General features: G+C 64.6%; 20 protein-coding genes and 1 tRNA gene. 10 read left to right on the forward strand and 11 right to left on the reverse strand.

Annotated elements, in window-relative coordinates; all coding sequences use genetic code 11:
• Positions 1-38 precede the first annotated feature (38 nt).
• Both JQ603_RS31800 and JQ603_RS31805 read left to right on the forward strand, forming a co-directional pair.
• Complete coding sequence (locus tag JQ603_RS31800; RefSeq protein ID WP_212345802.1) at positions 39-356, forward strand: response regulator transcription factor; 318 nt, start codon at positions 39-41, stop codon at positions 354-356.
• Positions 357-1345: 989 nt separating this feature from the next.
• Positions 1346-3199, forward strand: coding sequence for an alkaline phosphatase family protein (locus JQ603_RS31805; protein WP_212345804.1), 1854 nt, complete (start codon positions 1346-1348; stop codon positions 3197-3199).
• Between the two features lie 56 nt (positions 3200-3255).
• Here the strand turns inward: JQ603_RS31805 and JQ603_RS31810 are convergent, their stop codons facing one another.
• Positions 3256-3828, reverse strand: coding sequence for a hypothetical protein (locus JQ603_RS31810; protein WP_212345806.1), 573 nt, complete (start codon positions 3826-3828; stop codon positions 3256-3258).
• A 382-nt stretch (positions 3829-4210) separates the two neighbouring features.
• Here JQ603_RS31810 and JQ603_RS31815 point away from each other — a divergent pair, with 382 nt between their 5' ends.
• The gene (locus JQ603_RS31815) at positions 4211-4870 is read left to right on the forward strand and encodes a peroxiredoxin (protein ID WP_057751633.1); all 660 of its coding nucleotides are present in this window, start codon (positions 4211-4213) and stop codon (positions 4868-4870) included.
• Positions 4871-4923: 53 nt separating this feature from the next.
• Here the strand turns inward: JQ603_RS31815 and JQ603_RS31820 are convergent, their stop codons facing one another.
• Positions 4924-6654: a methyl-accepting chemotaxis protein gene (locus JQ603_RS31820; RefSeq protein ID WP_212345808.1), complete on the reverse strand. Its 1731-nt coding sequence runs from the start codon at positions 6652-6654 to the stop codon at positions 4924-4926.
• Between the two features lie 169 nt (positions 6655-6823).
• Here JQ603_RS31820 and JQ603_RS31825 point away from each other — a divergent pair, with 169 nt between their 5' ends.
• Together JQ603_RS31825 and JQ603_RS31830 are read left to right on the forward strand one after the other, a co-directional pair.
• Positions 6824-8215, forward strand: a complete 1392-nt coding sequence (locus tag JQ603_RS31825; protein ID WP_245004005.1) for a cryptochrome/photolyase family protein — start codon at positions 6824-6826, stop codon at positions 8213-8215.
• A 66-nt stretch (positions 8216-8281) separates the two neighbouring features.
• The gene (locus tag JQ603_RS31830) at positions 8282-8569 is read left to right on the forward strand and encodes a histone (RefSeq protein ID WP_212345810.1); all 288 of its coding nucleotides are present in this window, start codon (positions 8282-8284) and stop codon (positions 8567-8569) included.
• Positions 8570-8630: 61 nt separating this feature from the next.
• On the opposite strand, the gene JQ603_RS31835 is transcribed toward JQ603_RS31830, so the two are convergent.
• From JQ603_RS31835 to JQ603_RS31845, 3 genes are all read right to left on the reverse strand, one after another.
• A complete protein-coding gene (locus tag JQ603_RS31835) occupies positions 8631-9374 on the reverse strand; it encodes a hypothetical protein (RefSeq protein ID WP_212345812.1) in 744 nt (247 codons plus the stop codon).
• A 99-nt stretch (positions 9375-9473) separates the two neighbouring features.
• Positions 9474-10346: a DMT family transporter gene (locus tag JQ603_RS31840; RefSeq protein WP_212345814.1), complete on the reverse strand. Its 873-nt coding sequence runs from the start codon at positions 10344-10346 to the stop codon at positions 9474-9476.
• A 105-nt stretch (positions 10347-10451) separates the two neighbouring features.
• Positions 10452-10898 carry a hypothetical protein gene (locus JQ603_RS31845; protein ID WP_212346066.1) on the reverse strand — a complete coding sequence of 149 codons (447 nt, stop codon included), beginning with the start codon at positions 10896-10898 and terminating at the stop codon, positions 10452-10454.
• 291 nt (positions 10899-11189) lie between these two features.
• Between JQ603_RS31845 and JQ603_RS31850 the strand changes: the two genes are divergently transcribed.
• A complete protein-coding gene (locus JQ603_RS31850; protein WP_211406413.1) occupies positions 11190-11453 on the forward strand; it encodes a hypothetical protein in 264 nt (87 codons plus the stop codon).
• A gap of 30 nt (positions 11454-11483) precedes the next feature.
• Here JQ603_RS31850 and JQ603_RS31855 read toward each other — a convergent pair whose 3' ends face one another.
• Positions 11484-11945 (reverse strand): host attachment protein, encoded by a 462-nt coding sequence (locus JQ603_RS31855; RefSeq protein ID WP_212345817.1) that lies wholly within the window; start codon positions 11943-11945, stop codon positions 11484-11486.
• 320 nt (positions 11946-12265) lie between these two features.
• Here JQ603_RS31855 and JQ603_RS31860 point away from each other — a divergent pair, with 320 nt between their 5' ends.
• Positions 12266-12544 carry a hypothetical protein gene (locus JQ603_RS31860; protein ID WP_212345819.1) on the forward strand — a complete coding sequence of 93 codons (279 nt, stop codon included), beginning with the start codon at positions 12266-12268 and terminating at the stop codon, positions 12542-12544.
• Positions 12545-12983: 439 nt separating this feature from the next.
• Positions 12984-13946 carry an AraC family transcriptional regulator gene (locus JQ603_RS31865; RefSeq protein WP_212345822.1) on the forward strand — a complete coding sequence of 321 codons (963 nt, stop codon included), beginning with the start codon at positions 12984-12986 and terminating at the stop codon, positions 13944-13946.
• A 68-nt stretch (positions 13947-14014) separates the two neighbouring features.
• Here JQ603_RS31865 and JQ603_RS31870 read toward each other — a convergent pair.
• The 3 genes from JQ603_RS31870 to JQ603_RS31880 all read right to left on the reverse strand — a co-directional run bounded on the left by JQ603_RS31870 (position 14015) and on the right by JQ603_RS31880 (position 15484).
• Positions 14015-14091: transfer RNA gene (locus JQ603_RS31870), tRNA-Arg, on the reverse strand.
• Between the two features lie 153 nt (positions 14092-14244).
• Positions 14245-14745: a hypothetical protein gene (locus tag JQ603_RS31875; protein ID WP_212345825.1), complete on the reverse strand. Its 501-nt coding sequence runs from the start codon at positions 14743-14745 to the stop codon at positions 14245-14247.
• A gap of 172 nt (positions 14746-14917) precedes the next feature.
• Positions 14918-15484: a hypothetical protein gene (locus tag JQ603_RS31880; protein WP_212345828.1), complete on the reverse strand. Its 567-nt coding sequence runs from the start codon at positions 15482-15484 to the stop codon at positions 14918-14920.
• A 182-nt stretch (positions 15485-15666) separates the two neighbouring features.
• Between JQ603_RS31880 and JQ603_RS31885 the strand changes: the two genes are divergently transcribed.
• Positions 15667-16053 carry a VOC family protein gene (locus JQ603_RS31885; protein ID WP_212345831.1) on the forward strand — a complete coding sequence of 129 codons (387 nt, stop codon included), beginning with the start codon at positions 15667-15669 and terminating at the stop codon, positions 16051-16053.
• A 60-nt stretch (positions 16054-16113) separates the two neighbouring features.
• On the opposite strand, the gene JQ603_RS31890 is transcribed toward JQ603_RS31885, so the two are convergent.
• Entirely contained in the window at positions 16114-16611 is a 498-nt protein-coding gene (locus tag JQ603_RS31890; protein ID WP_212345833.1) for a hypothetical protein, read from the reverse strand.
• 258 nt (positions 16612-16869) lie between these two features.
• On the opposite strand from JQ603_RS31890, the gene JQ603_RS31895 reads away from it, so the two are divergent.
• Positions 16870-17223, forward strand: a complete 354-nt coding sequence (locus tag JQ603_RS31895; protein ID WP_212345836.1) for a GrlR family regulatory protein — start codon at positions 16870-16872, stop codon at positions 17221-17223.
• On the opposite strand, the gene JQ603_RS31900 is transcribed toward JQ603_RS31895, so the two are convergent.
• On the reverse strand, positions 17224-19911 hold the full coding sequence (locus JQ603_RS31900; RefSeq protein WP_212345837.1) for a PAS domain S-box protein: 2688 nt from the start codon (positions 19909-19911) through the stop codon (positions 17224-17226). It lies immediately after the preceding gene.
• Between the last annotated feature and the right edge of the window lie 12 nt (positions 19912-19923).

The following is a 19923-nucleotide window of genomic DNA, read 5'->3' on the forward strand; positions in this document are numbered from 1 at the left end:
GCGGCTACATCAAGTAGAAGAGCAGGAAGGAGCCAGTCATGAGCCCGGGTCAGAAGGATTCGATCACACCGACACCGCGCGAGCGTGAGCTGATGATGTTGATCGCGCGGGGGCTGCAAAACAAGAACATCGCCTACGAGCTCAAGATCTCGGAGAATACGGTGCGGGCGCATATCGGCAACATCATGCGCAAATACCACCTCCAGAACCGAACCCAGATCGCGATCATCTACGCGCTCAAGACCGTCCCGTTGGCGCTCCGGCGCGATCTCGTCAGGAAAGGGGCCGGCCCGGCAACGGTGAAGCCGCCACAGGCGCTGGCGCCGGATCCGCGGGTACCGACCGCGCCGGAATAGCCACAACCCCTTGCGCAGCCCGTCGGGCAAAACACCCAAGCCCGGGGTCAAGAGAGCAGCATCGAAATAATTCTCTTTATTAGAATTCGGATTTTTATTAGAACTTTACTCACTCCGGCCCAAGGAAGAGGGGCGCATCGCGATCGTCACGACACGCGGGCTGGACGGCGGTGGACGCGGATGGCGTTGGCGCGAACGGGTTTGCAGGGCGGGAGACCGTGAGCAAGGACCTCGCGCATACGACCGGTGCCATCAGCGTACGGCAAAATCGTGTGGTCCTGACGTCCGGGGTCTGTGCGTCAAGTCTTGCGGTGATGTGAGCGGCCCGACCGGACCGGCACATCAGTCATCCGCATGGCGACGGGGGCAATAGTGCATCGCTCCCCGGGGAGATCACGACATAAGCCGTAAAACCACTGCGCAGGGAAGGCCGGATGTTTGGCTCCACCTGTATGCCGCTGTGCAAACTTCCTTGTTGCCACCTTTCGCACAGTGGACCGTGGGTGCCCGGCCGGCACCCGGTCTTCCCTGCGCCCTCTTTCGATTGAGGGGCAGACGACGAGGTAAAGCTCGGGCGAAATGAGCCGCGAGAGCGCGAAGCTGTGTCTGCGAGGGAAACGCGAATTGACAATCCAGAGTCCCTCCGCAGAGGCATTCTGGATTGTTTCGCTGCGCTCGCAATGACGGCGTGGAGGCTCTGCGCACAACAACTTCGCTCTCGTGCCCCGGACGCAGCGCAGCGTCTCTTCGACGGTGCGCTGCAGAGCCGGGCCCATGTCACAGCGAACCGTGCCGCCACCTGGGTCCCGGCTCTGCGCAGCAACGCTAAGGGCGTTGCAGCGCGTCCGGGACACGAGACAGACCCGCCCCCCTCCCCAGCCGTCTTGCATCAACAACAGGCCTTGTAACAAAACTGTCATACAGCAAAACTAAACGATTGCCGGGGGCCGCGGTCGGCGGCCATGCCGCCTCACCGCCAGGAGACTTCCATGCGCCGCTCACTGCTGTTGCTGTCCGCCGGACTGACAGTGCTGTCCACCGGACTTGCTTCCGCCCAGAACAATACCCCCCGCAACCTGATCCTGTTCATTCCGGACGGCCTGCGCGCGCTGAAGGTCACCCCTGAAACCGCCCCCGCGATGGCCGAGGTCCGCGACAAGGGCGTCAACTTCAAGAACCCGCACTCCCTCTTCCCGACCTTCACCATGGCCAACGGCTCGGCGATGTCGACCGGCCATTATCTCGGCGACACCGGCGTGTTCTCGAACACGATCTGGACCAACTACACCTCGGTGCCGGCCGGCGACACCGTGGTCCCCTTCATCGAGAACGACGCCGTGCTCGGCGACATCGACGAGCATTTCAAGGGCGACTACCTCAACGAAGAGACCATTTTGAAGATGGCCCGCGACAAGGGCCTCAGCACCGCGGCGATCGGCAAGGTCGGTCCGACCTACCAGTTCGACCACACCGACAAGCCCGAGAAGCCGGGTCAGCATTCGGTCGTGTTCGACGATTCCACCGGCGGCAAGAACGGCGTGGCGCTGTCGGACGAGGTGAAGGCGGCGCTGACCAAGGCGGGCCTGCCCCTCGCCACGCCGCCGCGCGGCGACAATTCCAAGGCGGGCGATGCCAAGACGCCGGGCACCACGGTCGCCAACGTCGCGCAGCAGGCCTATTTCGCCGACGTCGCCGCCAAGGTGGTGCTGCCGATGTTCAAGGCGCGCAACAAGCCGTTCGTGCTGGTGTTCTGGTCGCGCGATCCCGACGGCAGCCAGCACAACACCGGCGACAGCCTCAATCAGATCCTGCCCGGCATCAACGGGCCGACCTCGATGGCCGGCATCAAGAACGCCGACACCAACCTAGCCCAGCTCCGCAAGGCGCTCGACGAGCTCGGGCTTGCTGCCAACACCAACATCATCGTCTCGGCCGACCACGGCTTCTCGACCATCTCCAAGGAGAGCAAGACCAGCCCCTCGGCCAAGGTCAGCTATGACGACACGCCGAAGGACTTCCTGCCGATGGGCTTCCTGGCGATCGACCTCGCCAAGGCGCTCGACTTGCCGCTGTTCGACCCCAACGACAAGAACGCGAAGATCGAGGGCAACAGGCATCCCAAGGCCGGCAACGGCGTGCTCGGCAAGGATCCGGAGAAGCCCGACCTCGTCGTCGCCACCAATGGCGGCTCGGACCTGGTCTATCTGCCGAACAAGGACAAGAAACTGGCGGCGAAAACCATCAAGGCCTTGCTCGAGCAGGACTACGTCTCCGGCCTGTTCGTCGAGGACTCGCTCGGCCGCTTCCCGGGCACGCTGCCGCTGTCGAGCATCAATTTGCGCGGCAAGTCGGCGACGCCGACGCCGTCGATCGTCGTCAACTTCCGCTCCTACGCCAGCGATTGCGGCGAGGCGCCGACCAACTGCTCGGTGCAGGTGGCCGACACCGTGCTGCGCCAGGGCCAGGGCATGCATGGCAGCTTCAGCCGCGGCGACACCATGAACTTCATGGCCGCCATCGGTCCGGACTTCAAAGCCGGCTTCGTCGACGAGCTGCCGGTCAGCAATGCCGACGTCGGCATGACGGCGGCGCAGCTGATGGGCCTGCGCGGCTCGCAGAACGGCGGCCTGGTCGGCCGCGTGATGTCGGAAGCCCTGCCCAACGGTATCGTGCCGAAGGCGTACAAGGCGGTCGAGAAGTCGAAGATGTCCGAGAACGGCCTTCAGACCGTGCTCAACGTCCAGCGCGTCGGCAGCCAGCGCTATTTCGACGCCGCCGGCTTCCCCGGCCGCACGCTCGGCCTCGAGCTTGAGGCCGGCAAACAAAAAACGGCGGGGAAATAACCCCGCCGTTTCCTCACATCCTCAAGTGACGCGCAAAATCTTACATGCCGAGTCTCTTACATCCCAATGTCGAACACGTTCGGCAATTGGCCCGCCAGGGGCAGCGCGGTGGCGCCGAGGAACGTCGCCACCATCGCCATCAGGCGACGATTGTTCTGGCGCTTGCCGCGCATCTGGCCGGCAATCCACTCCAGCATCTCGCTGTTGACCTTCGAGGCGTAGGACGGCGCCCAGCTCTCGATGTCGGTGTCGGCCGACAGCGCGACGCTGCGCGGCGGCACCTTCAGGCCCGAGGCGCTTGCGGCATAATGGGCAACGGCCTTGGCGAGCAAATCGTCGAAGCGGCCGCCATCGGTGCGTTCGGTCGCGGCCTCGTTGATCTCGAACAGGACCTCGGCCTCGGTGCGGCTGACTGGCTGGTCATTGACGGCGGTCGCGGTCAGGATGCGGGCGCACCAGGCGGTGTCATCGGCATCAAGCGAGCGGGAAAAGTGGACCCGGCCCTTGGTGGTCGGGCCTTCGCCCGTGATCACACCGTCGCGGACGATGGAGAGTGCATGGGCCGCGGTATCGCGGCAGGACGGTTCGAGGGACGGCGACTCAACAGACTTAGGCGCAGCGGCAGACATAGTTCACTTCCAGATTTCTTCTGATCGGCCAGCATTTTCATGCCGGCGTAAAGGGGTGGTTAATGATTCGATACGGGGATCGCGACTTTTCTCAATGGTTGCCGATTAGTCGCTACGAGGACCATTTCGGTTCCGGAGAGCGTCGGGCGAGCGTGATGCGAGTCATAAAAGGCTTTATCGCGGCAATCGAAACCGGTGGAGGTGTTTCGCCGCAGGTGCCGCTGTAACAGAAAAGTGCTAGGAGATCGGCTCTTCAGAGAAAGAATTCACATTTTACTTCAAGCGGTTCAGTCAGCGTTCACTTAGCCTCGCCAAGCCCCTATACTGGCGGCGACGGCCACGGACAAATTCTTAAGTAAATTCAATGCGATGAGGTAGAACCATGACACTTCCGATTGGCACCACCGCCCCCGACTTCGAAGCCGAGACCACCGAAGGGAAGATCAAGTTCCACGACTGGATCGGCAACAGCTGGGCCCTCCTGTTTTCGCACCCGAAGGACTTCACGCCGGTTTGTACGACCGAGCTCGGCGCGCTCGCCAAGCTGAAGCCGGAATTCGACAAGCGCGGCGTCAAGCTGATCGGCCTCTCGGTCGATCCAATTGATCGCCACGCCAAATGGGCCGAGGACATCAAGGAGACCCAGGGCGCCGCTCCCAACTATCCGCTGATCGGCGACACCGACTTCAACGTCTCGAAGCTGTACGAGATGCTGCCGGCCTCGACCTCGGGCGATCCCCTCACCCGGACGCCTGCCGACAACCAGACCGTCCGCAACGTCTTCATCATCGGGCCGGACAAGAAGATCAAGCTGGTGCTGGTCTATCCGATGACCACGGGCCGGAACTTCCAGGAGATCCTGCGCGTCATCGACTCGCTCCAGCTCACCGCCAAGCACCGCGTCGCGACCCCGGCCGACTGGTCGCAGGGCGAGGATGTCATCATCGCCGGCTCGGTCTCCAACGACGAGGCCAAGACGATCTACCCGCAGGGCTGGAAGGAGCCGAAGCCCTACATCCGCATCGTGCCACAGCCCAAATAACCAACTGTCATCCCGGGGCGCGCAAAGCGCGAACCCGGGATGACTACACCGGATTACGCCGCGTGCACGCGGTCGAGGAAGCTGTCGACCTCGGCCTTCAGGTGCAGGCTCTCGCCCGACAGCGCCTGGGCGGAGGCGAACATCCGGCTCGACGTCTCGCCGGTCTCGCTCGCCCCCTTGGCGGCGTGACGGACATTGACCGCGACATCGGCGGTGCCTGACGCCGCCGCGCGAACGCTGGCCGCGATGTTGTGGGTGGCGCTCCGCTGCTGCTCGACCGCAGCCGAGATCGAGCCGGCGATGCCGCTGATGCGCTCGATGGTCTGACCGATCCCCTTGACGGCGGTAACGGATTCCTCGGTCGCAAGCTGCATGCTGGCGATCTGGTTCGAGATTTCCTCGGTCGCTTTCGCGGTCTGCCCGGCAAGCGTCTTGACCTCCTGAGCCACGACCGCGAAGCCACGGCCGGCATCGCCGGCGCGCGCGGCCTCGATGGTGGCATTCAGCGCCAGCAAATTGGTCTGCTCGGCGATGGAGGTGATCAGCTTGACGACGTCGCCGATGCGCGCGCCCGCCTCGGAGAGCTGCGCGATACGCTGGTCGGTGGCCTCGGCCTGCCGCACCGCTTCGGCGGAGATTTGGTTCGACTCCTGCACGCGCCGGGTGATCTCGGAGATCGACTGGGACAGCTCGTCAGAGGCTGCGGCCGCCGAGCGGACATGCTCGGAAGCGTCCTCGGAGGCCCCGGCCGACCGCGCCGAGAGATCGGCGGTGGAGCGCGCGGTGTCGGTGAGCTGCCGCGCAGCCCGTTCGAACTCGCCGGATGAGCTCAGCACCTTGTCGAGGATGCCGCCGACGCTGCCGCGGAACTCTTCGACGAAATTGCGCAGCTCCGCCTTGCGCTGCTCGGCCGCGGCGGCCGTGGCCGCCGTCTGCTCGCTGCGCAGGCGCGCCCGCTCCAGCGAATTGCTCCTGAAGACCGCGACCGTGCGGGCGATCTCGCCGATCTCGTCGGCGCGGTCCTCGCAATCGATCTCGACGTCGCTCTGGCCGTTGGCAAGCGCCGTGAGCGAGCGCGTGACCGAGCTGAGCGGCTTGGTGACGCGGCGGACGATCAGCAGCGTGAGCACGAGGACCAGCAGCGCGGCCAGCGCGGCGGCCATTGCCATGCTCTCGATCGCCTGCGCCAGCATGCTCTCGAACTGGGCCATGGGAATGCCGACATAGAGAATGCCCGCGACCTTGCCGGCCGCGTCCATGACCGGGAAATAGGCGGTCATGAAGGACTTGCCGAACAGGACGGCCGGGCCCTTATAGGCCTCGCCACGGCGCAAGCCCGCCTGCGCCGGATGATCGGCGGCAAGCTGGGTCCCGACGGCGCGGTCGCCATTCTCCTTCTTCACGTTGGTCGAGCGTCGCACGAACTGCCCGCTCGCATCGTCGAATACGAACAGGGTCGCGTTGCCGCCGACATAGGACACCGCGCGATCGACGATCGCATGGTCCTTGAAGTCGGGCATCCTGGGGACCTCGGCGCGCACGACCGCGCCATCCCGCACCGTGATCTTCACGTCCGGAGCCGTCTCGGCCAGGGCCAGCGCCAGGGTGCGCAAATTGACCTCGATTTCGCGCAGCGCGCGATCATTGAAGGCGGACGTGAGCGACCAATAGCCGGCGCCGACCACCAGCGCCGTATTCACGGCGATCAGCAGCACGGCAGACAGGACAGCCTTGGTGCCGAGCTTGAACTGCGGCAGGAACTTTGCCGTTGAAAGGTTGGACATGAATGGAATGACCCCCGTAATTCTTGCATAATCGTGCAATCGGCTTACGGCCGCATTAACGAGGGTTCACAGCGCCGCGAGCGGCATGCTTTCCAAATCGTAAACGAGGCCCCGCCTGACCACGCCAAGCGCGCCGCCCGTCATCGTCTGGTTCCGCGATGACCTCCGCCTGTCCGACCATCCCGCCCTCCATGCGGCCGCGAAAACCGGCGCACCGGTGATCTGCCTCTACGTCCTCGACGATACGGTCGGGCGAGTGCCGGGCGGCGCGGCACGCTGGTGGCTGGCGCACTCGCTGCGGGCGCTCGGCGCCGAGATCGCCGCGCGCGGCGGATCGCTGATCCTGCGCAAGGGACCAGCGGCCAGGGTAATCCCCGACCTGGCGCGCGAGAGCGGCGCCCGCGCCGTTTACTGGAACGGGATCGCACAGGCGCCGCACCAGGCGGTTGAGCGGCAGCTCGAAGCTGCGCTTTCAAAGCGCGGCGTGGCCTCGCAAATCTTCCCCGGCGATCTCCTGGTGTCGCCCTCGGCGATCCGCAACAAGGAAGGCCGGGGCCTGCGCGTATTCACGCCGTTCTGGCGGCGGGTGTTGTTGCTCGGCGATCTGCCAAAGCCCCTGCCCGCACCAAGAGAGCTGCGCACCGATCCGAAGATCGCGAGCGACATGCTGGAGAGCTGGAAGCTCGAGCCGAGCAAGCCTGACTGGGCCGGCGGCCTGCGCGAGACATGGACGCCGGGCGAGGCCTCGGCTCGCACGCGCCTGCGCGACTTCCTCAAGCACACCGCCCGGACCTTTGTCGGCGATCGCGACCGCCCCGACCGCGACGGCACCTCAGGCCTCTCGCCGCATCTGCGGTTCGGCGAGCTCAGCCCGCGACAGGTCTTTCACGCCGCGCGGTTCGCTGCGGCCGAGAATCCGGCGCTCGGGCCCGGCATCGACAAATTCCTGAGCGAGCTCGGCTGGCGCGAATTCTGTCGCCACCTGCTCCACGACCATCCCGACCTCGCCACCGAAAACCTGCAAACGAATTTTGACAGCTTCCCGTGGAAACCGGACAAGAAGGCGCTCGCCGCCTGGCAGCGCGGGGCCACCGGCTATCCAATCGTCGATGCCGGCCTGCGCGAGCTCTGGCACACCGGCGTGATGCACAACCGGGTGCGGATGGTGGTGGCGTCCTTCCTGGTCAAGCACCTCTTGATCGACTGGCGCGATGGCGAGAGGTGGTTCTGGGACACGCTGGTCGATGCGGATGCCGGCAGCAATCCCGCCAACTGGCAATGGGTCGCCGGCTGCGGCGCGGACGCTGCGCCCTATTTTCGCGTGTTCAATCCACTCCTCCAGGGCGAGAAGTTCGATCCTGACGGAGCCTATGTCCGGCGCTGGGTACCGGAGCTGAAAGCTCTGCCGGCAAAGCTGATCCACCAGCCCTGGCAGGCGACGCCGATCGAGCTGGCCAGCGCCGGCATCACGCTCGGCAAGACCTATCCGCAGCCGATCATCGATCATGCGAGGGGACGCGAGCGCGCGCTCGCTGCCTACGCAAAGATCCGCAAAGGTTGAGCGTTGCTTTGACACAATTGTGAAACCCGCTATCGTCATCGCTCCATACAAACCGTGGGGGACGATATGGACGACGAGAAGCCGATCACCGAACAGGCGATGGAGACGATGACCACCGCCGTGGAAGCAACCAAGGACGCCGCTGTCACCGCCGCCAAGACGGTGAGGAAAGCCGCCAAGAAGGTTGCGAAGAAAGTAGCGCCGAAGAAGGCAAAGAAGGCCAAGAAATCTTCGAAGAAGGCTGCAAAGAAGTCGTCGAAGAAAGCTGCCAAGAAGACCGCGAAGAAGGCGGTGAAGAAATCCGCGAAGAAGGCCGCCAAGAAGAAAAAGAAGGCCAAGAAGTCCAAGCGCTGATCGCAGCAACGGAAGCATGTCTCCGGGTGCGGGCGCGCCCGGAGACTGCTCCTGCAATACCCTACCCTCGCTTCTTGGCGGCGCGCCGGCCCGGGTGATGCTTGCCTTGCGGATCGCGGAATTCACTGCGATGACCGCGCCGGTCCTCGCTATTGAAGCGCCGCCGCTTTGCCGGCGAGCCGAACGCCTTGATCACCTTCCTGCCGTTGACCTTCTTGATGACGTAGCCGCCCTCGGTCATCGAGAACGGCTCCTTCAAGGTCCCCTTGTGGTCGAACTTGGTGCCGCGGGGATGGCGGAACGGCTCGAACCAGGACGGGTAGACGAAGTTCGACATCTCGAAACGGCCGACGCGGAAGGAGTCCTCCTCCACCGCGTCGCAGACCTCATAGGCATATTGGGTGTTCGGGTTCTTGTCGGCCCAGAGATTGGCCATGGGGTCGAGCACCATCTCGAACAGCTCATGCGAGGCCGCCACGCTGAGCGGCTCCTCGCCCAATGCCTTGACGAATATCTTCGAGATCGGCTGACCGCAGTGGGTCAGCTCGTGGCGCCCGAGCATGTTCTTGTGCGAGGCGTCGTCGAAATAGACCAGCTGCCAGTCGGCCGGCGTCGGCTTCCGGGTGACGTAAAGGTCGACCGGATAGCCCCACACCGGCAGGAAATGCTTGTCGTAGCATTCTTGCAGTGCTGCGGTGAGCTCGGCCATTTCGCGGCCGCTGATCGACTCCGCCGCGTAGTTGATGCAGGCAATCCGGACCGGCTTCAGGGACCGGCCAAGCAGCGCGCGTCTCGCCTTCTTCATGGAAATCACCGCGTGAAAGGGGAAGCTGAAATGTGCTCAGCCTAACATGGACGCGGCCCGCACGTCAGGGATGTATTCCGCCGCACCGGTCCATCCCCCCTAGAACCGCCGGTTGACCACGAACACCGCGGCCGCGCACATCGCCATGCCTGCGATCGCGAGCGCATCGAGCTTCTCGCCGAACAGCAGATAGGCCATCAGCGCGGTCACCGCGGGCACGAGATAGAACAGGCTCGCCACCGACGTCGCCGCGGCGTGGCGGATCAGCCAGTACAGCAACCCGATCGAGCCGATCGAGAGCGCGACCGCGAGCCAGGCCAGCGCGAGCACGAACTCCCGCGTCCAGTGCACGACGCGGTCCTCGAACAGGAGGGCGCCGATCGCGAAGAAGATCGTGACGGCCACGTATTGCACGAGATTGCCGGCACGCCAGTCGATGTGATTGCAGTAGCGGCGCTGATAGAGCGTGCCGAGCGTGATGGAGATCAGCGAGACCACCGAGGCGAGCCAGCCGAGCCCGGCTTCGCCTGTCATCGGACGGTTGTGCAGGATCATCACCACACCGCCGAGACCGAGCACGAGGCCGCCCCACTGCACCGGCGTCACCTTCTCCCCGAGCCAGCGGTTGGCGATGGTCGAGGTCAGGATCGGCTGAAGGCCCGGAATGAGCGCGGAAAGCCCGGCCGGAATCGAATGCGCGATCGCGATCGCGGTGCCGCCGAGATAGAAGCCGTGAACGAGGATGCCGGCGACCGCGCTGTGCGCGATGCCAATCCGGTCAGGCCATTTCGGCCGGGCAATCGCGACGATGATCGCCATCAGGCCGACCACGATCGCCATGCGGATGGCGAGATAGGTCAACGGATCGGCGTTGTTGACGACGTATTTGGTGCCGATGAATCCGGTGCTCCAGAGCAGGACGAACAGGATCGGCGCGGCGCGGGCGGTCAGGGCTTCTTGATTATGGTTCATTGCCGCCCTCATTGCCCGATGGGGGCCAATGCGGCAATGCGAATTTCCTGACGATTTCTTGCCCGGCGATGCTGCGCTGCGGCGGACGGCCTCTAGCTCAGCCGCTCACCATTCTTCCGGACAGGGGTCGATGATCTTCCAGAGCTCGACGCCGTTCTTGATCTTCTTCATGTCGGTGGTGAGTCCGCCATTGCGGCGGATCCAGTCCTTCACCGTGTCGGGGTAGTAGGACATCAGGTCGGACGTCCCCTCCGCGCTGGTGACCTTGATGCCGAAGGTGAAGGCCTTGTCGTAATAGGCCTGGTGGAAGCCGAGGCTGGCCTTCGGGGTCACGCAGATCTTGTTCATCGGCACGATGCCGAGAACCAGCGTGCAGGCCGAGTTGCAGATGCCGTCGATGATGACGCGCTCGCCCTTGTCGCGGACCCGCTTGTACTTGACCTTGTACTCTTCGACATAGCCGCCATGGTCGCGGGTGATGTGCAGCTCGGCCCGCGCCGGCGTCGTGGCGGCGAAGCAGAGCAACAGCAGGCTCAGAAGCGTGATGCGCATGGCGAGGTGACGGTGAAAGCCTTGCAGGAACGGGCCGGCCTCAAAGAGCACCCCAGGCGACCGGCAGGAATCTCTAACCGAATTCTTCTTGGTCATACTTATGTGGGGAATTCGTTAAGCATCCCGAAAAGGCCAAAAATGGGCAGACTTCGCCCTCACCTCCGGGCAATTCTGTCACACCCACCCCGGAATCTGCCGGATTAGCCCCTGATTCCGGCCGCCGGACGATGCCCTCGCGGCCCGAAATGGCTATAACGGCTGAGCTGTTTGCGCGGGTTCCGGAGAATCGAGATGAGCAAGTTGAAGCTTGTAGCCGCAGTTGCTGCCCTGTCAGCCGCAATCCTGGCCCCTGGCCTTGCGGAAGCAAATGGACATCACCGGTATCACCGCTCCTACGTCAACCCGCTACCCTACCCGATCAGCTATCTGCACAATTACGGTCCGGGCATCACGCCGGGCACTTTCGCCTATTACGACGGTCCGGCGACCAACCACTGCTACCAGAGCTCGGCCGCCTATATCGGCCAGGACCGCCGCCGGCACCCCTGCTACTGAGGGGCGCCAGCGCGTCCGCTGCGGGCGTCCCTATGTCGCGGCGCCCGATCGTAGCAACTGCTTCTCGATCTCATAGACCGGCAGCTTGACGAGGTCCTTGCTGACCTCGCCCTGAAGCGCCTTGCGCACGACATCGGAATAGTCGGCGCGGATCATGCCGAGCGCCCGCGGCGAGGCCACCATGGTCAGGGCCGACGTCTCGCCCGAACTGACGGCGGCGTCGAGCCGACCGGCGAGGCTCCGCAGGAAGGCGCGCTCGGCCTCATCGTGCCAATCGGTCTGCTCGACCGAGCTGCGTCCACCGCCGGCCGCGCCATGCAGCCGGCCCGGCGCATCGCTTCCTTGTGCGCTGGTCGACGGATTGGGCTGCTCGTGCACCTCCCTGGTGTGGAGGTTCGGAAACATCCCGTCGCCGAGGTTTTCCAGAATGAGCGCCTTGCGCCCGTCGCAAACGACCAGCCAGTCACCTTTGTCGATTCTCATCTTGTCCATTGCACAGCTCCAATCAAACCGTGAGCGTCGGCCGATGCAGGCGACCGGCCGGCCTTCGAATTCCGCGAAGGACTGCCCACGACGACAAGACTAGGGAGGAAGGCGCGACGGCGAATTGCGCAGGATCAAGGATGGCGGCGGTGTCACGCAACACAGGCGCAGCATGGCCAGGAGCGCAAAGCTGAGGTATTCTGATGGAGCTGGATCAGGCCCGCGGCGGAGTGGCTGGAGATTTGTTCATCAGTATTACATTTCGGTTCCGCCACAATTTGATCAGAACAGCTTCGATATCCTGTATTGCGTAAGCGGAGAAAGACATCATGAATCTCAAGATTGGCCTCGTCGTCGCGTCCATGTTCGGTGCCCTTGCGGCATCGCCGGCGGCGTCCGCCATGCCCGTTGCGCCTGCACCTGCCGTCCCGCAGGTCTCCGACGTCGAGCAGATCCGCATGGTCTGCGACGCCTGGGGGCGCTGCTGGTGGCGTCCGAACTATTATGGGTATTACGGCCCGCGGCCGTATTACGGGCCCCGATATTATGGGTACGGACCCCGTGTCTACGGACCACGCTATGGATACTACGGCTACCGCCGCTGGTGATCAGAAGGGGCCCTCGGGGCCCCTTCGCTTTTGCGAGATCACCCGTTCGGTCCGCCTGGAGCAATTCCAAAACTGATCTAGATCAAAGTGGAAATCCGCCGCGCCGTCATGCTGCGTCCATGGCCGATTTGATCGTTTTTCGATGTCCCCAGACGGGCATGAATGTGCAGACGCATCTGGAAAAGCAGCAGCGACCGGAGGGGCGGAGCTTCGAGTCCTTCGCCTGTCCCGCTTGCACGCGTCTCCATTTCATCGACCTCGTCTCCGGCCAGGCGATGAGCCGGGAACGTTGACGGTGACAATGATCCGACGGACCTCATGGCATGATGTCCGCAATACTACGGCCTGGAATCCGATTTACTGAAGCGGGATGTTTCGCCATTGATGGCAATGTACTGACGTTCATTTGATTGTCACATTGCAGCAACCGGCCAGACGCATGTTCGATGCCCTCGTCCCGTCCTCGGCGCTTCAACTGATCGGCTTTGCCGACGTCGATGCCTTTCGGCCGATCGAGTCGATGGAGGATGCGAGAAGCATTCCGCTCGACGTTGCGAACTTCGCAGCCGCCCGCGCTGTCGTCTCCCTGCCGGCGTGCCGCATCGTCGTGATGCGGTCGTTCGCGCGCATCCTTGATACCGCCTATCGGATGCCCGGCGGGATGGTGATCCTCTCGATGACCGACGACCTTCAGGCCAATTCCAAGGGCATGGATCTCGACGCCCGCTTCTTCGTTGCGCTCCGCGGCAACGACGAGTGCCATTTCGTCGAGCCCCAGACCAATCACTACGCGATGATCATCCTCTCGCCCGGCCTGAAAGACCGGGGCTGGTTCGATCATGCCGACGATTTGCGGGCCTATGTCGCGAACCGGCCCGCCCTGCTCCACACGCGCCAGCTCGTGCTCGACATCCTGCGAACCGCGTCGGTGCAGCCGTTCCTGTTCGAGACCACCGAGGCGGCCTGCCATCTCCAGGAAGGGTTGCTGCTCGCGCTCGACGATCTGTTTCGGATCGGTGCGGGCCCGGACCGGAGCACCTCGGTCCAGAGCGGGCGGTCGACCAGGCTGGTGCAGCGGATCGACGATTACGTCGCAGCCTATCCAACCGCTCCGATCTATACGGCCGATCTCGCCGGTGAGTTCGGCGTCTCGATCCGGACGCTCAGCGGGGCCGTCAGCAAGGTCCGTGGCATGAGCCTGCACCAGTACATTCGGCTGAAGAGATTGTGGGCGACCCGCGCCCAGCTCCTGAAGGGTGGCGGTGCCACCGTCGCCACCTGCGCGCGTGCCCAGGGCTTCCACCACATGGGCGAGTTCGCCGCGGCGTACCGTGCGATCTTCCACGAGACCCCCTCGGACACGCTGGCGCGCGGGCGGCAGAGCGGACTTTCGGCAGGATGACGCTGCCGGCGCGGCGAAAGCCGTCCGGTTTCAGCACGGCCTGGAATGGCGGTAACGCCGGCGGGGACTGGCGCGCTCGGAAGGATTCGAACCTCCGACCCTCGGAATCGAAATCCGATGCTCTATCCAGCTGAGCTACGAGCGCCCTGGCCCTGGGGTTGGGCCGTTGCCGCGAAGCGCCGGACCGTGGCTGGCGAGCCAGCGCGCCGGATGGCGTTCGGACGGGTTCGAATTAGCAGAGAGGCTGGCCAATAAAAAGCCCTTCCCGCCTCCCGGGAGGCGGGGCGTGACCGGCTTGTCACCAGGTCGTGTTGAAGAGGCCGAAATGCGGCTGCTGCGCCACCATCATGGGCCGGCCATACTGTGGCCCACCAAACTGCGGCCCACCATGATACTGCGGCGCCGGATGCGCTCTGGCGACCTTACGCTTGGGTTGAGCCTGGGCCTGCGGCTTCTTGGCGGCCTCGGCCTTCGAACCCGGCGTAAACTGGGCGAAGGTCTCGCGCACCCGCGCCTTGGCCGACATCTCCGCGAGGGCCGCTGCCGACGCGGTATCCGGCGGCTGCGGCGCCGCGACAGCGGCGGTCTTCACCGCAGGCGGGGCAATCGTCGGCTGGCTGGTGTCGAGCACGACACGCTCGGGCAAATGCCGATCGGACCGGATCCTGATGGCCGGCTGGTCGTTGCTAGCGGTCGCGACCGCCGGCGCTACGGGCGAGGCCGGCACAACGAAGTTCACCGCAAACAGCAGGGCGAGCAACGCTCCGCCAACAAACATGAAATACCGAAGGATGGGCATTGGCCGCACTCCGCCCCCCGCAATCCCCGCGTGGGCTCTCCGCCTTAACAGGCGATACTCTGATTGGTTCCTGGTCCTGCCCTTCGGTTCAAATGGCGACGCCAAGTTTTTTGGCCAAGGCCAGAACAAGGCCGGAAACGGTAACTTTTCCGCTACCGGACGGCGCCGCCGTTCATGCCCGTCGTGCGGCAACCAGCGAGCACTTCGCCTGATCGGCATTAACGTTGATGTAGCCGACGGGAATGCGCGCGAAGGTCTTGCGGCTCTTCATGCTGACGGTGTCGGACAGCACGCGGCTGCGAGCGGTGAGAGGCGTGCCATCGCGACGCACGAAAGCGCAGCTGATCTCGACATCCCTTACGGCATAGTCATTGTCGTTTCGCAGCGTGAGCGTCACCAGCGCCTTCGAGCCGAGGCCGCCGCGACGCCAGGTCTGAGATGAAATCCTGAGACGATCCAGCTCTGCCGCAGTGGCAGTCTGCGCTTCGGCCGTCGGTGACACCGCCGCATCGCCCGGAGCAGCCGGCTCGGCAACGGCTATGTCCGACTTGACCGGCTCGGTGCTGTTGCCTTTGGAGAGCGGCAGCAGCATCCAGATGCCGCAACCGAGGATGATGGCCGCCAGCAGCCACAACAGGCCTCGCCCAAACGAGACGCTCGCGACCGTCACCGCCCGGGCCAGTCGCTCGCCGGTCCCGGCAAAGCGTCCCAATCCGATCCGGTCAAACCTGGCGTTCATGGATGCATCACCGATGGCGGCCGAACTGCATTTGCACGACGAGCAGACCACTGCTTACCTAAATCCGGGAGAGGAACTAAGGTTCCCGCGCTTCAGGCGAGTCGGCAGGGACGGTGGCGACCACCGGCCAGGGCCGCTAACATGCGCCGCAACATCGAAAGACCCCGTTGGGAGACTATGAAATGCCAATCGCCGTCACTTGGGATCACGTCCATCTGCGCAGCCCCGATCCGGAGGCCACAGCGGCCTGGCTGCGGGACATCCTCGGCGGCGAGATCGTGCGCGCGCCGGGACGGATCGACGTGAACCTCGGCGGCGCAAGGATCTTCATCGCGCCGCTCGAGGGCGATAGCGCCGTCAACCCGCCGCCCCCGCACCCGCATCAGGGTCTCGACCATTTCGGTCTGACGGTGAAGGACATCGACACCGTGGCCGCCGAGATCAAGGCCAAGGGGGTCACCTTCACGCGCGAGCCGACAACGATCCGGCCCGGCGTGCGCATCTGCTTCATCCGCGGCCCCGAAGGCATCTCCATCGAGCTGCTCGAGCGCGACAAGAAATACACCTGACACCGGCGCAAGCCGCGTCAAGCAACAGCGCGAGACCGGGCGGAGCGCCGCCCGGTGCGGCTAGGTCATGCTGCCGGGCATGAAGCAGCGGATGGTGACGCCCATATAGCCGTAGATCGGCCACACCATGGTGCGTCCCACCCGGTTCGGCTCCGAGATCACGGCCTCTTCGGGCACATCGACCCAGACGAGTTCCTGCTGCTGGCCGTCGAGCACGTAGCCAAGGCGTGGGACGCGGACACGATAGTGCCCGTCCTTGCTCTCCCAGTCGGTGTCCGAGAGCGCGGAGCCGTCGGCATCGGAGCAGCACGGCCCCTTGCCGCTTCGCAGGCTGTCGAACCAAGCCTTCAAGTCGGCATTGGTGTTGACGAACTGGCCCCGGTCACGGGCGTGCCCGAAGGGAGCCGCGAGCCCAATCAAGGCAACGGCGCATGCCAGCCTCGTCACGCTTCGCCAGCGTGTCGCGCTACCAATCCACCGTCGTTCGCTTTTGCAAATCGTGGGACGCGCACTGTACAGACGCGGCTCATCGCCGCCGGAATCGATCCAGTTGCTCACGTTCGTCTTGCTCCAGCACCCCGCGGCCAGTGCAACAATGGTTATGCATTTCGCGGGCCAACTTGATTCGCAACGTCTGGCCTCGCCCCATGATGAGACAGTCATATCAGCGTCACAGACAAGCCGGGACGATTACGGTCCACGCGACAGGGCAACTTGCCGGCCGGCAAACTGCCGCGTTGCACGAGGAGATGTGCTTTGGCATAAAAGCCGTACCGGTTGCGCCATTGGGCGATGGCGGCCGGCCCACGGGACGTTATGAAGAACGGCCTTTATTCGATCCACGTCACGCTGCTCGATGGTCGAGTCGGCAAGGGCAGCGGTGTGATCCTTTTTCGCGACGGCAAGATTCTTGGCGGCGATGCCTATCTCTATTACACCGGCAGCTATGTGGTGAAGGACGAGCGCACCTTCAAAGGCGAGGTGCTGGTGCAACGGCACACGTCACCTCGCGGCGATGACAATCCGCTGTTCGGTGGCCCTGCCCCGGTCGGCATTGGCGTCAGCGGGACCTACACGGACACCCGCGCGGAGATGACAGGGACGGCGCTGGTCGGCAAGGCCAGCCTGATTTTCGGCGCCACGTTGCACAAGCTTGCCGAGGCCGACTAGCTATTCGGCTGCCTGCTCCAGCGGCGCCGTGCGCGGCAAGATCATCTGGATGCGCGTGCCGCCGCCCGGCTCGGAATCGAGATCGAGCCGGCCGCCGAGCCTGTTGGTGACGATGCTGTAGACGATGTGCAGGCCGAGGCCGGTGCCGCCCTGGTCGCGTCTTGTCGTAAAAAACGGATCAAATGCGCGGCGTCGGACGTCGAGCGACATGCCGCAGCCATTGTCGGCGAAGAGGATCTCGACATTGTCCTTGCCGGACTCGCGCACCTGGATGTCGATCATCCCGGGCCGGCCGTCCGGGAAGGCGTGCGCGACCGAATTGAGGAACAGATTGGTCAGCACCTGCCCGTACGGCCCGGGATAGCTGTTCATGGTCAGATCGGGCTGGCACTCGACGTTGAGCGTCAGGTTGTGTTTGCGCAGGCCCGGCCGCAGGCTCATCACCACCTGCTCGGTAAGATCGCCGAGGTCGAAGGTGCGCTGGTCCGAATAGTTGCGGTCGGCCGCAACCTGCTTGAACGACTGGATCAGCTCGGCGGCGCGGTTGAGATTGGAGACGAGCTGCGAGGACGCATCGCGGCTGGTGTTGAGGAAGTCGTTGAGCGTGGAGCGGCGAAGCTCGCCGCGCTCGACTTCGGAGGTGAACATCGCAGTCTTGCGCTCCAGCGCGGAGGCAACCGTGAGACTGATGCCGACGGGGTTATTGACCTCGTGCGCGACGCCGGCGACGAGACGTCCGAGCGCGGCCAGCTTCTCCGCCTCGATCAGCGAGGCTTGCGTCTCGCGCAGATTGCGTAGCGCGGTCTCCGCCGATTCCTTGGCCTTGCGCATCTCCTGCTCGCCGCGCTTGCGCTCGCCGATGTCGAGCGCGACGGTGACGATCCGCTCGATCTCGCCATCGGCATCGAGCAGCGGCAGCTTGTTGACCAGCCATTGCCGCATATTGCCGGCGGCGTCCTTGTACTCCTCCTCGTAGAAGCCGAGCCCCTTGCGCAGCTTGAGCACGCGCTTGTCGTTCTCGTCGGTCTTGGCCGCACCGTAACGCGACATCAGGTCGGCCGTGGTCCGGCCGAGCGCGTCGCCGGGCTCGATGCCGAAGATGCCGGCCATATAGCGGTTCATCAGCACGTAGCGCAGATCGCGGTCCTTGACGTTGATGACAGCGGGCACGGTGTCGATGACCTGCTGGAGCAGGCGCCGGCCCTCGGCGATGGCGTCCTCCGCTCGCTTCTGGTCGGTGATGTCGCGCAGCGTGCCTTCGTAGCGGACGATGTTGCCCTGCTCATCCCGCACGCCGGTGGCGCTGTCGGAGAGCCACAGGATATCGCCGCTGCGCTGGCGCACCTGGTACTCGAACTCGCGCACCATGCCGTCGCGCGCCATCAGCCGCTGGTATTCGTCGCGTGCCTCGGGATGGACGTAGATGGTGTGGGCGATGTCGTTGATGCTGTCGATCAGGTGCTGCGGGCTGTCGTAGCCCATCATCCGCGCCAAAGCCGGATTCGCGTTGAGGAGGTCACCGGCCGGCGTCGTGACGTAGATGCCGTCGACCGAACCCTCGAACAGTTTTCGATAGCTCTCTTCGGCCAGCCGCTGCTCGGTGAGCGCGCGCACCGCCGCCTCGCGCGCCGTGTCGGCCTCCTCCAGCGCGCGGCGGAACACTTCGGCGGCACGCGCGATGTCGCCGATCTCGTTGTCGAGATCGGCCGACGGGATCGAGGTGTCCTTCTGGCCGGCCGCGAGCGCGCGGATCGACCTCGCGATCTGGGCCAGCGGGCGCACCGTGCGCCGCACCACGAAGACGGCCGCGACGATGCCGATCAGCACGCCGATGGAGCCGAGCACGATGCTCTGCCAGCGCGCCTCCGTCAGCGTGCGGGCAAAATCGCGCGACAGCACGTGGCCGCGCCTTGCGCTGACCTCGCGCAGCAATTCGGTGACGCGACCGATCAGCCGGCCCTCGGTGCCCAGCACCTCGCGATCGATGTCGGCGATCTGACGCTCGCGGACGGCGACTGCCATGATCGCCTCGGCATAATCGTTCACCGCCGCCTTCAGCTTGGGATCGGTGAAATCCATCGCGCGCATGCCCTGTGCGGACTGCTCGGCCGCCGACGGGTTGCGCGCGAGCAATCCGAGCGCGATCCGGCTCTGCGCCTCGGACAGGCGGGAAGCGAGCTCGCGGTCCGCGGTGCCGGAGACCGCGGCGTCGAACTGGTCGCGCAGCGGCGGCAGGCCGGCGAGCAGCTGGGCGCGGCGGTCGATCAGGGTCGATATCCGCTCCAAGCCGTTGCGATAGGTCGCAAGCCGCTCGGTGACCCCGTCGATCATGTCCTGCTGCTCTGGCGCGAGCTCGATGCGGGTCTTTTTCAGGATGTCGCTGAGTGTCGAGGCCGCCTCGCCCACCTGCTTGAACTGGATGCCGGCGCCGGGATCGGTGACGAAGTCGCGCGCGGCAAGGCGCAGCTCGTTCATGCGGCGGTCGATGTCCTCGGCGAGGTCCCCGACGCTCTGCAGCCGCTGCAACTCGGCGAAGGTCGTGTCGATATGGCGGATCGCAATCACGCTCGCGGTCGAGGTGACGATGATCACCGCCAGCACCAGGATGAAGCTTCCGAACGTCAGCTGGCCGATGGACAGCGAAAATATTCGCTTTTTCTCAGGGGGCGGCGTCAATTCGGCGGACATCTGTTGCTTGAG

This window comes from Bradyrhizobium liaoningense (assembly GCF_018130825.1).
In the GTDB taxonomy this organism is placed as follows: Bacteria; Pseudomonadota; Alphaproteobacteria; order Rhizobiales; family Xanthobacteraceae; genus Bradyrhizobium; species Bradyrhizobium liaoningense_B.